Source organism: Hydrogenophaga sp. (assembly GCF_035481345.1).
In the GTDB taxonomy this organism is placed as follows: domain Bacteria; phylum Pseudomonadota; class Gammaproteobacteria; order Burkholderiales; family Burkholderiaceae_C; genus Hydrogenophaga.
Map to the genome: position 1 here is coordinate 29,392 of NZ_DATIGV010000076.1, position 12,175 is coordinate 41,566.

Genomic DNA, 12,175 nt, shown 5'->3' on the forward strand with positions numbered 1-12,175 from the left:
GGTTCGCCCCGCGCCTTCAGTGCAGGCCGCCGTAGTTGTCCTCGCGAATCACGCGCGGCGTGATCTCGCGCGGCTCGATCGTCACGGGTTCGTAGATGACGCGCTGGCGCTCGGCGTCGTAGCGCATCTCGACGTGGCCCGAGAGCGGGAAGTCCTTGCGGAACGGGTGTCCGATGAAACCGTAGTCGGTGAGGATGCGGCGCAGATCGGTGTGGCCCTCGAAGACGATGCCGTAGAGGTCGAAGGCCTCGCGCTCGTACCAGTTGGCGCTGTTCCAGAGGGTGGTCACCGACGGCAGCACGGGGAAATCGTCGTCGGCGCAGAACACCCGCACGCGCACGCGCTGGTTCAGGCTGACGGACAGCAGGTGCGACACGGCCGCGAAGCGCTGACCTTCCCAGCGGCCATCACCGTAGGAGGAGTAGTCCATGCCGCACAGGTCGATGAGTTGCTCGAAGCTCGCCTGAGGGGCATCGCGCAGGGTCTGCATCACGTCCAGATAAGCGCTGGTGTCGACCGTGACGGTGACCTCGCCACGCTCCAGATCGACCGCGCGCACGCGGCCGGCGAGCAGATCCTGAAGGCTGGCCTGCAGGGTCTCGGGGGCGACCAGGTGGGAGGGGGATGCGTCGGTCATGTCGTGGGGCTCGGTGTGGTTCTGCGACTCAGGCGCGGGCGATGGTCTGGGTTCGCCGGATCTTCTGCTGCAGCTGGATGATTCCGTACAGCAGCGCCTCGGCCGTGGGCGGGCAGCCGGGCACGTACACATCGACCGGCACGATGCGGTCGCAGCCGCGCACGACCGAGTAGCTGTAGTGGTAGTAGCCGCCGCCGTTGGCGCAGGAGCCCATGGAGAGCACCCAGCGCGGCTCGGCCATCTGGTCGTAGACCTTGCGCAGGGCCGGCGCCATCTTGTTGCACAGGGTGCCGGCCACGATCATGAGGTCGGACTGGCGGGGGCTGGCGCGAAACACCTCGGAGCCGAAGCGCCCGATGTCGTAGCGCGCGGCGGCCGCGTGCATCATCTCCACCGCGCAGCAGGCCAGACCGAAGGTCATGGGCCACAGCGAACCGGTCTTGGCCCAGTTCACCACCGCGTCGTAGCTGGTGGTGACGAAGCCTTCCTTGAAGACACCTTCAATCATGTGCTGCTCCGAAGTGCGCCCGCAGCGGGAGTGAACTCACTCCCAGTCCAGGGCGCCCTTTTTCCATTCGTAGGCGAAACCCACCGTGAGAATGGCCAGGAACACCACACCGGCGACGAAGCCGGTCATGCCGATGTCGGAGAAGGCCACGGCCCAGGGGATGAGGAACGCGATTTCGAGGTCGAAGAGGATGAAGAGAATGGCCACGAGGTAGTAGCGCACGTCAAACTTCATCCGCGCGTCTTCGAAGGCTTCGAAGCCGCACTCGTAGGGTGAGTTTTTCTCGGCGTCCGGCAGGTTCGGGCCGAGGATGTAGCCGAGGACCTGGGGAATGATGCCGACCGCGATGCCCACGACGATGAACAGAAGCACGGGCAGGTACTGGTCAAGGCTCATGGTGGGGCGGTTCCGTTGACAAGGCCTGCGGGCCTTGTCTTCAACGATCTGGTGCCGACGGCGAGACTCGAACTCGCACAGCTTTCGCCACTACCCCCTCAAGATAGCGTGTCTACCAATTTCACCACGTCGGCTTTGGGTCTGCGTTGTCGTGCTCAAGAGGGAAATCGAGCACTGCGGACAACCCATAGAGTTTACCCTGAATCGCCTCCCCCATCTGGGGAGTGACCCATCCTTTTTTGATGGGTGCCCCCGAGGCGTCAGGCCCGCGCAAGGCGGGTCGTCACATCACTGTGCCGGGATCTGGCCGGCACCGGCCGGCGCGGGCGTGCTGGACGGGGCGGGCACCGTGCCAGGCGCGGCGGGCGCCGAGGCCCCGCCAGGGATCTGCTGCACCGGGCTCGCGGGTGCGGCGGGCACGTTCTCGAGCACGCTGCCCGAACTCGGTGCGGCGGTGCGCAGGTTGCCGAAGTAGGCCAGACCGAGGGTGCACGCCAGGAACACGCCGGCAAGCACGGCGGTGGTGCGCGACAGGAAGTTCGCGCCACCCGAGGCGCCGAACAGGCTCGCCGAGCCGGCACCGCCGCCACCGAAGGCGGCGCCCGCGTCGGCGCCCTTGCCGTGCTGCATGAGGATCAGGCCGATCATGCCGAGCGCAGAGAGGATCTGCACCACGAGCAGAAGGGTCAACAGGACGTTCATCAGGTTCTCCGTTTGATTCGATCAGAGCCTTTGCGGCGGGATCGGTTCGATGCTGTGTTCAGTGGGCGGCGGCAATGATCTGCAGGAAATCGGGCGCCTTGAGGGACGCGCCACCGATCAGGCCACCGTCGATGTCGGCTTGGGCCAGAAGACTGGCCGCGTTGGCGGCATTCATGCTGCCGCCGTACAGGATGCGCACGCGCTCGGGGTGGCTGGTGGCCGCGGCGAGCTGGGCACGCAGCACGGCGTGCACTTGCTGCGCCTGCTCGGGCGTGGCGGTCTTGCCGGTGCCGATGGCCCACACGGGCTCGTAGGCCACGACGATTTCGCTGGTGCAATGGGCCACGGCATGGATCACGGCAGCAAGCTGTCGCTTGACCACCGCTTCCGTCTGCTCGGCCTCGCGCTCGACCAGGGTTTCGCCGACGCACACGATGGGCGTGATGCCCGCGGCCAGCGCGCGCTGGGCCTTGGCCGCGACAACGGCGTCGGTCTCACCGTGGTACTGACGGCGCTCGGAATGGCCCACGATGGCGTAGCGGCAACCGAAGTCCTTGAGCATGGCGGCCGACACCTCACCGGTGTAGGCGCCTTGCTCGTGCGCCGACATGTCCTGCGCGCCCCAGTCGATGGGACTGCCGGCCAGCAAGCCCTGCAGTTGAGCGAGGTAAGGCGCGGGTGCGCAGACGGCCACGTCGGCCGAGGGTTGGCCGACACCGGCCAGCAGCGCGCGCAGCAGCGCCTCGTTGGCGGCCAGGCCGCCATTCATCTTCCAGTTGCCGGCGATGAGTTTCTTGGTCGTCATGACATCAGGCCCACTTCAGCACGAGCTTGCCGACGTGGCGATTGGATTCCATGAGGGTGTGCGCCTCGGCCGCCTGGGCGGGGGCGAACACCTGGTGGATGACGGGCTTGACCGCGCCCGATTCGAGCAGCGGCCAGACGTGTTCCCTGAGCGATCGCGCGATCGCGGCCTTGAAGGCCACAGGGCGCGGGCGCAGCGTGGAGCCGGTGATGGTGAGGCGGCGGCGCAGCACCAGGCCGGCGTTGAGCTCTGCCTTGACGCCGCCCTGCACCGCGATGATGACCAGGCGGCCGTCTTCGGCCAGGCAATCCACCTCGCGGGCCACGTAGCCGCCCGCGACCATGTCGAGGATCACGTCGACGCCTTTGCCGCCAGTGATGTCGGCCACGGCGGCCACGAAGTCCTGCGTTCGGTAGTTGATCGCGTGGTCGGCGCCCAGCGCCTTGCAGGCCGCGCACTTCTCGTCGCTGCCCGCCGTGGCGATGACGGTGGCGCCACGGGCCTTGGCGATCTGGATGGCGGTGACGCCGATGCCGCTGGTGCCGCCCTGCACGAGCAGGGTTTCACCGGCCTGCAGGCGGCCGCGGTCGAAGACGTTGCTCCAGACGGTGAAGAAGGTCTCGGGCAGCGAGGCCGCGGCCACGTCGTCCAGCCCCTGGGGCACGGGCAGGCACTGACCCACCGGCGCGACGCACCACTGGGCGTAGCCGCCGCCGGCCACCAGCGCGCAGACGCGGTCGCCCACCTTCAGACCCGCCTCGGCCAGCGCGGCGGCGTCACCGGCTTCGATGACGCCAGCCACTTCAAGCCCCGGAATGTCGGACGCCCCCGGCGGCACCGGGTAGTTGCCGGTGCGCTGCAGCACATCAGGGCGATTCACGCCCGACGCGGTGACGCGGATCAGCAACTCACCGGCGCCCGCCTCGGGGCGCGGGCGCTCGGCCAGGCGCAACACCTCGGGCGCGCCAAAGCCGTTGATCTCGACCGCTTGCATGCTCGGCATCGCGCGCGGGCTTATTGCTGCTGTTGCTGTTGCTGCTGCTGCGCGGCCTCGTCGGCCGTCGCGGCGGGGCGCTGGTCGCGCTGCTCGCGGCCTTCGCGGGGCTCACGCGGTTCGCGCGGCTCGCGATCGCCGCCGCCGCTGCGCTCCAGGAGCGCCTTCATCGACAGCTTCACGCGGCCCTTCTCGTCGGTCTCGAGCACCTTGACCTTAACGATCTGGCCTTCCTGGAGGTAGTCGGTGACCTTCTCCACGCGCTCGTGCGCGATCTGGCTGATGTGCAGCAGACCGTCCTTGCCGGGCAGCAGGTTCACCAGGGCACCGAAGTCCAGGATCTTGGTGATCGGGCCTTCGTAGACCTTGCCCACTTCCACCTCGGCCGTGATCTCGGCGATGCGGCGCTTGGCCTCTTCGGCCTTGGCGCCGTCGGTGGAGGCGATGGTGATGGTGCCGTCTTCGCCGATGTCGATCTGCGTGCCCGTCTCTTCGGTGAGCGCGCGGATGGTGGCGCCGCCCTTGCCGATCACGTCGCGGATCTTCTCCGGGTTGATCTTCATGGTGTACAGGCGCGGCGCGAAATCGCTGATCTCGGTCTTGGCCTCGCCCATCGCGGCCTGCATCTTGCCCAGGATGTGCATGCGCGCTTCCTTGGCCTGGGCCAGGGCGACCTGCATGATTTCCTTGGTGATGCCCTGGATCTTGATGTCCATCTGCAGGGCGGTGATGCCGTTGGTGGTGCCCGCGACCTTGAAGTCCATGTCCCCGAGGTGGTCCTCGTCACCCAGGATGTCGGTCAGCACGGCGAAGCGGTTGCCGTCCTTGATCAGGCCCATGGCGATACCGGCCACGTGCGCCTTCATGGGCACGCCGGCGTCCATCAGCGCCAGGCAGCCGCCGCAGACCGAGGCCATCGACGAGGAGCCGTTGGATTCGGTGATCTCGGAGACCACGCGCATGGTGTAGGGAAAATCTTCCTTGGTCGGCAGGCAGGCCACCAGGGCGCGCTTGGCCAGACGGCCGTGGCCGATCTCGCGGCGCTTGGGGCTGCCCACGCGGCCGGTTTCGCCGGTGGCGAAGGGCGGCATGTTGTAGTGCAGCATGAAGCGGTCTTCGAACTCGCCGGCCAGCGCGTCGATGCGCTGCGCGTCGCGGTCGGTGCCGAGCGTGGCAACCACCAGGGCCTGCGTCTCGCCGCGGGTGAACAGGGCGGAACCGTGGGTGCGCGGCAGCACGCCGTTGCGGATCTCGATGGGGCGCACGGTGCGCGTGTCGCGGCCGTCGATGCGCGGCTCGCCGGCCAGGATCTGGCCGCGCACGATGCCGGCCTCGATGTCGAACAGCAGGCCTTCGACCTTCACGCTGTCGAATTCGACGCCGGCTTCCTTCAGGCCGCTCATGACGGCGGCGTAGCCTTCGCGCAGGGCCTGCGTGCGGGCCTGCTTGTTGCGGATCTGGTAGGCCGCGCGCAGCTTGTCGCCACCGAGCTCTTCCACCTTGGCGATCAGCGCCTCGTCACGCGCCGGCGCCTGCCATTGCCACTCGGGCTTGCCGGCCTCGCGCACCAACTCGTTGATGGCGTTGATGGCAATGTTGGCCTGCTCATGGCCGAACACCACGCCGCCGAGCATGATCTCTTCGGACAGTTGCAGGGCCTCGGATTCGACCATCAGCACCGCGGCCTGCGTACCGGCCACCACCAGGTCCATCTGCGAGCCCTTGCGCTCGGTCTGGCCCGGGTTCAGCACGTACTGGCCATTGACGTAGCCCACGCGGGCGGCGCCGATGGGGCCGTTGAACGGGATGCCGGAGATCGACAGCGCGGCCGAGGTCGCGATCATCGCGGCGATGTCGGCGTCCACCTCGGGGTTGAGCGACAGCGTGTGGATGACCACCTGCACTTCGTTGAAGAAGCCTTCGGGGAACAGCGGGCGGATCGGGCGGTCGATCAGGCGGCTGGTGAGCGTCTCGAGCTCGCTCGGGCGGCCTTCGCGCTTGAAGAAGCTGCCGGGGATCTTGCCGGCCGCGTAGGTTTTCTCGATGTAATCGACGGTCAGGGGGAAGAAGTCCTGGCCGGCCTTGGCCTCGCTCTTGGCGACCACGGTGGCCAGCACCACGGTGCCATCCATGTCGAGGAGCACGGCGCCGCTGGACTGGCGGGCGATCTCGCCGGTTTCCATGGTGACCGTGTGCTGGCCCCACTGGAAGGTCTTGGTGACTTTGTTGAACATGCTCATGTGCGTTCTCCTGTGTGCGCCCCGTTCAACGGGGACTGCTTGGCGTGCAAGGCTTTGCACGGACCCGGAGAACCCACCCGCAAGACGATGCCATTCCAGAGGGATTGCGCCCATCGCAACCCCGTTGGAATGACACAGCTTCGCTCGGTGTGTGAACTCCGGTTTCGAAGAGCGGGGGCGCCAAACGCAAAAAGCCCGAGCCAGCGAACCAACTCAGGCTTTTCGATCGGGCACACCCGGCTCGGTTTACTTGCGCAGGCCCAGTTTCTGGATGAGGGCCAGGTAGCGGTCGGCGTCCTTGGCCTTCAGGTAGTCCAGCAGCTTGCGGCGACGGCTCACCATGCGCAGCAGGCCGCGACGGCCGTGGTGGTCCTTGGCGTGCGTCTTGAAGTGCGGGGTGAGTTCGTTGATGCGGGCCGTCAGGATGGCGACCTGGACTTCGGGGCTGCCGGTGTCGTTGGCGGAACGGGCGTTGTCGGCGATGACGCCGGCCTTGACTTGCTGATCGATCATTTCAAAGTTTCCTGTGGACTTGCGTCCCGCTGCAGCCTGGGCCGGACCCCGTGAGGTGAGACCCCGCCGCGACGGGCGTGAAGCCGCTCCGACGGGAACGGCAACCGCGCATTCTAGCCGAAATGGGCTGCGGCGGGCCCTGCCGCTGCCAGCCAGCCGCTCAGGCGCCGCACGCCCTCTTCCAGCCGCGCCACGTCCCGGCTGGCGAAACACCAGCGCAGCCAGCCGGCGGCCTCGGGCGCGAAAGCGCTGCCCGGCGCCAGGCCCAGGCCGGCCTCGCGCACCAGGCGCTTGGCCACGTCCAGGCAATCGGCTTGCCCCGGCAGGCGGAAGAACGCGTACATGCCGGCGCGCGGCGTGGCCAGCTCCAGGCCGGGCAAGGCCTGCAACAGCGGCACCAGGGTGTCGCGGCAATGGCGCAGGTGGGCCACCAGGGCCGGCGTCACGGCGTCGCCGTGCGCGATGGCGGCGATGGCGCCGCGCTGCACGAACACCGGCGCGCAGGAGGTGTTGAACTCGATCAGCTTGCCCACCGCCTCGGTGAGCGCGGGCGGCAGCACCAGCCAGCCCAGGCGCCAGCCGGTCATCAGGAAGCTCTTGGAGAAGCTGTGGGCGACGATCAGGCGGTCGTCGGGTTCGGCCACGTCGAGGAAGCTGGGCGCCGCACCATTGGCGGTGTCGCCCTCGAAATAGAGGCGCTCATAAACCTCGTCCGCCACGATCCAGGTGCCAGTGGCGCGGCAATGGGCCAGGATGGCGCGCTGCTGATCGGCGGTGAGCGTGAAACCCGTGGGGTTGGCCGGCGCGTTGATGACCAGCACCCGCGTGGCCGGCGTGACGGCCTGGCGCAGGGCCTCGAGGTCCAGCGTCCAGGCACCGCCGCGCGGCACCAACGAGACGCTGCGCACCCGAGCGCCCAGGATGAGCGGCTGCGCCACCAGGTTGGGCCACGCCGGCGTGAGCACCACCACCTCGTCGCCCGCGTCCACCAGCGCCTGCGCCGCCAGCATGAGGCCGTTGACCCCACCCGAGGTGACGGCGAGGCGCCCGAACCAATGGGCCGAGCCACGGCCCGGGTGCAGGCGGTCGGTGTAGCCGGCGATGGCCTCGCGCAGTTCGGGCAGGCCCAGGTTGTGGGCGTAGAAGGTTTCGCCGGCCTGCAGCGAGGCGATGGCCGCGTGGCGGATCGGCTCGGGCGTGACTTCATCGCTCTCGCCGAACCAGAACTTGAGCACGCCCTCACGGCCGATGCCCTCGTTGGCCACCTCCCGAATGCGCGAGCCCTCCAGGCCCGCCACCACCTCACGCATGCAACCGCTCCATCGTCAACGTCAGAAGCGCGGCATCGTACAGGTGTGCGGCAATTCGGCTTGCTGAGGGGTCAGCGTGCGGATCACGCGGAATCCGTAACCGGAGCCCTCGACGTCGAGCTTCACGCCCGGCGCGCCCTGGCGGTCCATCACGGCCACGGCCAGGTTCTGCTGGAACTGGTGGTCGGCGCCGCGCATGCGCCCGCGCTGGCCGGCCAGCGACACGTCGGCCTTTTCCAACTGCGTGGCAACGGCGCCCGCCTCCACCGTGCCCGCGCGCTCGATGGCCTGCGCCAGCGCCTCGATCATGAGCTGCATGCGCATGTGCACGTAGTCGTCCTCGGGCTTGGGAAAGCGTTCGCGGAAGGTCTTGTAGAAGGCCTCGCTCTCGGGTGTGGGCACGTTGGGGAACCAGTCGGCCACGGCCACGACCTTGCCGATGCCGGCGTCGCCGAGGGCCGCCGGTGCGCCCAGGGCGTTGCCGTAGAAGGTGTAGAAGCGGCCGTCGAAACCGACCTCGCGCGCCGCCTTCACCAGCAGCGTGAGGTCGTTGCCCCAGTTGCCCGTGAGCACGGCTTGCGCGCCGCTGGCCTTGATCTTGGTGGCGTAGGGCAGGAAGTCCTTGATGCGCGCCATCGGGTGCAACTCGTCGCCGACGATCTTCACGTCGGGCCGCTGGGCGCCGAGCTGGCGGCGCGCCTCTCGCAGCACGCCCTGGCCGAAGCTGTAGTCCTGGCCGATGAGGTAGATGCGCTCCAGGTCCTTGTCCTCGCGCAGCACGCTCATGAGCGCGGCCATGCGCATGTCGGCGTGGGCGTCGAAGCGGAAGTGCCAGGGGCTGCACTTTTCGTTGGTGAGCGCCGGGTCGACCGCCGAGTAGTTGAGGAAGAGCTGGCGGCGCTGGGGCTCGCGCTCGTTGTGCTTGTTGATGGCCTCGACGATGGCACTGGCGGCGGCCGAGGAGTTGCCCTGGGCCACGATGGCGATGCCCCGGTCGTTGGCCAGGCGCAGGGAGGCCAGTGCCTCCTCCGCCTGGTTCTTGCTGTCGAAGCGTTCGATGATCAGCGGCCGCGCGCCGCCGGGCAGCTTGACGCCGCCGCGCGCGTTGACCCGCTCGGTGGCCCACAGCAGGTTGCGGAACACGGCCTCGCCGGTGTTGGCAAAGGGGCCCGACAGGCCTTCGATCATGGCGATGCGAATGGGCTCGCCGCGCGGCGGCGTGGGGGCCTGCGCCAGAACGGGCGGCACGGTGGCGAGGGACAAGGCGGCAACGGCCAGCGTGGCCAGCCCGCGGCGGGAGATCAGGGTCATCAACAACTCCGTGGTGGAACAGCGGGCCGACGACAGACAGTCGGCCCGGCGTTGTCGCCCATGCGACAGCGTGGTACTCTAATTCATAATTATCTCAAGCACCTGCCGCCGGTCCGCCGGTAGCTCAAGGATCAGTGCAGGGGAGCGAGTTCGGCCAGCGGCCAGCGCGGGGCCACGTCGAAGCGGCCGGCGCCCGCGTCGGGGGCCAGCAGGCCGGCCTGGGCGCGCAGCCCGGCGGCCAGGGCGATCATGGCGCCGTTGTCGGTGCACAGCGCCAGCTCGGGGTAATGCACGCGCAGGCCGCGGTGCGCGGCGGCCGCGTTCAACTGCGCGCGCAGGTGGGCGTTGGCGCCCACGCCGCCGGCCACCACCAGGCGGCGCAGGCCCGTGGCCTTCAAGGCCGCCAGCGATTTCTTCACCAGCACCTCCACGATGGCGGCCTGCGCGCCGGCGGCCACGTCGGCCTTCTCCCGCTCGCTCAGCGGGTCGGCCAGCCGGGTGGTGGCCGGGCCCTCCGGCGCGGCACGCGCCAGGCGCTTCACCCGGGTCAGCACCGCCGTCTTCAGGCCGGCAAAGGAGAAGTCCAGGTCGCCGCTGTGCAGCATGGGACGCGGGAACGCGTACGCCGAGGCGTCGCCCTGCTCCGCCAGCCGCGCCAGCGCCGGCCCGCCCGGGTAGCCCAGGCCCAGCAGCTTGGCCGATTTGTCGAAGGCCTCCCCGGCCGCGTCGTCGATGGTTTCGCCCAGCAGTTCGTAGCGCCCCACCCCGTCCACGCGCATGAGTTGCGTGTGCCCGCCCGAGACCAGCAGGGCCACGAAGGGGAATTCGGGCGGGTCCGCACTCAGGAAGGGCGACAGCAGGTGCCCCTCCAGGTGGTGGATGCCATGCACGGGCTTGCCCAGGGCCACGCCCAGCGCGTGCGCCACGCCCGTGCCCACCAGCAGCGCGCCGGCCAGGCCGGGGCCACGGGTGCAGGCGATGGCGTCGATGTCGGCCAGCGTGAGCCCGGCCTGCGCCAGCACCGCGTCGGTCAGCGGCAGCACGCGGCGGATGTGGTCGCGGCTGGCCAGCTCGGGCACCACGCCGCCGTAGGCCTGGTGCATCTCGATCTGGCTGTGCAGCGCGTGGCCCAGCAGGCGCGGCACGCCCTCGCCGCCCGCGTCCACGAGGGCCACGCCGGTTTCGTCGCAGGAAGATTCGATACCCAGGATTCGCATGAGGGGCGGGAGTTTAAGCGCGGCACGGTTGTTGCTCAGCGCTTGTGGAGATACGCCATCGAATGGGTAAAAGATGAAAACGGGCCTGGACTTCCTGCTGGCCGCCAAGCGCTGCGAGATCGATGGCCTGCAACGCCTGGCCTTTACCGCCACCCTGGTGGACGTGACCGCCCGCCTGGTGCACGGCCTGCAGCGCGAGCGCGGGCTGACCAACCTGTTCCTGGGCTCGCAGGGCCGCCGTTTCGCCGAGGCGCGCGCGGCGCAGGTGGCGGCCTCGCGCCAGGTGGAAGCCGAGTGGCGCGCGCAGTTCCAGCGCGTGGACGCCGGCACCGCGCAGGCCGGCCACGGCGCGCGCCTGTTCAGCCGCATCGCCTACGTGCTGCAGGGCCTGGACGGCCTGGACGCGCTGCGCGCGCAGCTCGACACCCAGGCCTGGGACACCGCACGCGCCACCGAAGCCTACGTGCGTCTGGTCGCTGCCCTGCTGGCGGTGGTGTTCGAGGCCGCCGACAGCGCCAGCGACCCCGAGGTCTCGCGCCGCCTGGTGGCGCTGTTCAATTTCATGCAGGGCAAGGAATTCGCCGGGCAGGAGCGCGCCGCCGGCGCGGCCCTGTTCGCGCAGGGCCAGGCCGACGCGGCCGGCCAGCAGCGGCTGCTGCACCTCATCGAATCGCAGGAGCGCTGCCTGGAGCTGTTCGAGAGCTTCGCGCCGTCCACCGCGCGCGCGCTGTGGACGGCCCCGCACACCAGCGCTCCCCTGGCCGAGCTGGAGCGTTTGCGCCGCGTGCTCTACACCGCCGCCCATGGCGCCGCACTCAAGCCCGAGCTGAGCCAGACCTGGTTCGACGTCTGCAGCGCCCGCATGGACGCCATGAAGCTGGTGGAGGACCGGCTCACCGCCGACCTGCGCGCCCTGTGCGGCGAAAAGATCGCGCACGCCCAGGCCGAGCTGGCCACCTTCGGCGCCCTGGCCGCCCAGCCCACGCCCGACCCCCTGAGCTTCTACCTGGCACCGGCCGACGCCAGCGCCCCCGCGCCACCGGTGGGCGGACAGGGTTTCGGCCTGCCGCTGGACCGCTCGGTGCTGGAACTGGTGCACGACCAGGCGCGCCGCCTGCAGGCCATGGGCGACGAGCTCGATGCCGTGCGCGCCAGCCTCAACGAGCGGCGGATCATCGAACGCGCCAAGGGCCTGCTCATGGCGCACCGCCAGCTCAGCGAGGCCGAAGCGCACAAGACGCTGCGCCAGATGGCCATGAACCAGAACCGCCGCCTGGTCGACGTGGCCGAGGCGCTGTTGTCGATGGCCGAGGTGCTGCCCCCGCGATGAGCGGCGCCCCCGGATGTCACGCGCGCACTGCTGCGGTGCACAAGAACCGTTCACGCGCACCAAGCGCGCACCGCAGACAGGCGGCGATTCCTTTTAAATCAATCACTTGGCCGCATGCCGCGAGCTGGCATGGTCCCTGCTAGACACGGTCAGAACAGCTCGCAGCCAACGGCGGCCGTGAGTTGAGCAGTCTCCCCAGACACGGACAACGG

The 12,175-nt window shown here is 69.2% G+C and carries 12 protein-coding genes and 1 tRNA gene; 1 reads left to right on the forward strand and 12 read right to left on the reverse strand.

All coding sequences use genetic code 11. The annotated features are described in order from the left end of the window. Nucleotides 1-16: 16 nt before the first annotated feature. From VLG41_RS07585 to tsaD, 12 genes are all read right to left on the reverse strand, one after another. Nucleotides 17-637: an NADH-quinone oxidoreductase subunit C gene (locus tag VLG41_RS07585; protein WP_325348787.1), complete on the reverse strand. Its 621-nt coding sequence runs from the start codon at nt 635-637 to the stop codon at nt 17-19. Between the two features lie 28 nt (nt 638-665). Beyond that, nucleotides 666-1,145, reverse strand: a complete 480-nt coding sequence (locus tag VLG41_RS07590) for a NuoB/complex I 20 kDa subunit family protein (protein ID WP_009520160.1) — start codon at nt 1,143-1,145, stop codon at nt 666-668. Between the two features lie 36 nt (nt 1,146-1,181). After that, entirely contained in the window at nt 1,182-1,541 is a 360-nt protein-coding gene (locus VLG41_RS07595) for an NADH-quinone oxidoreductase subunit A (RefSeq protein ID WP_325348788.1), read from the reverse strand. A 49-nt stretch (nt 1,542-1,590) separates the two neighbouring features. Then, nucleotides 1,591-1,675, reverse strand: a tRNA-Leu gene (locus VLG41_RS07600). Between the two features lie 154 nt (nt 1,676-1,829). Further along, entirely contained in the window at nt 1,830-2,243 is a 414-nt protein-coding gene (secG, locus tag VLG41_RS07605) for a preprotein translocase subunit SecG (RefSeq protein ID WP_325348789.1), read from the reverse strand. A gap of 58 nt (nt 2,244-2,301) precedes the next feature. After that, a complete protein-coding gene (gene tpiA / locus VLG41_RS07610; protein ID WP_325348790.1) occupies nt 2,302-3,048 on the reverse strand; it encodes a triose-phosphate isomerase in 747 nt (248 codons plus the stop codon). 4 nt (nt 3,049-3,052) lie between these two features. After that, nucleotides 3,053-4,042, reverse strand: coding sequence for an NAD(P)H-quinone oxidoreductase (locus VLG41_RS07615; protein ID WP_325348810.1), 990 nt, complete (start codon nt 4,040-4,042; stop codon nt 3,053-3,055). 20 nt (nt 4,043-4,062) lie between these two features. After that, a complete protein-coding gene (pnp, locus tag VLG41_RS07620; protein ID WP_325348791.1) occupies nt 4,063-6,282 on the reverse strand; it encodes a polyribonucleotide nucleotidyltransferase in 2,220 nt (739 codons plus the stop codon). 246 nt (nt 6,283-6,528) lie between these two features. Further along, nucleotides 6,529-6,795, reverse strand: a complete 267-nt coding sequence (rpsO, locus tag VLG41_RS07625; RefSeq protein ID WP_291021463.1) for a 30S ribosomal protein S15 — start codon at nt 6,793-6,795, stop codon at nt 6,529-6,531. Nucleotides 6,796-6,908: 113 nt separating this feature from the next. Continuing rightward, nucleotides 6,909-8,105 (reverse strand): pyridoxal phosphate-dependent aminotransferase, encoded by a 1,197-nt coding sequence (locus VLG41_RS07630; RefSeq protein WP_325348792.1) that lies wholly within the window; start codon nt 8,103-8,105, stop codon nt 6,909-6,911. Nucleotides 8,106-8,126: 21 nt separating this feature from the next. Next, on the reverse strand, nt 8,127-9,416 hold the full coding sequence (locus tag VLG41_RS07635; RefSeq protein ID WP_325348793.1) for a branched-chain amino acid ABC transporter substrate-binding protein: 1,290 nt from the start codon (nt 9,414-9,416) through the stop codon (nt 8,127-8,129). 131 nt (nt 9,417-9,547) lie between these two features. Next, on the reverse strand, nt 9,548-10,633 hold the full coding sequence (gene tsaD / locus VLG41_RS07640) for a tRNA (adenosine(37)-N6)-threonylcarbamoyltransferase complex transferase subunit TsaD (RefSeq protein WP_325348794.1): 1,086 nt from the start codon (nt 10,631-10,633) through the stop codon (nt 9,548-9,550). 73 nt (nt 10,634-10,706) lie between these two features. Here tsaD and VLG41_RS07645 point away from each other — a divergent pair, with 73 nt between their 5' ends. Continuing rightward, nucleotides 10,707-11,963: a nitrate- and nitrite sensing domain-containing protein gene (locus VLG41_RS07645; RefSeq protein WP_325348795.1), complete on the forward strand. Its 1,257-nt coding sequence runs from the start codon at nt 10,707-10,709 to the stop codon at nt 11,961-11,963. Nucleotides 11,964-12,175: the final 212 nt, after the last annotated feature.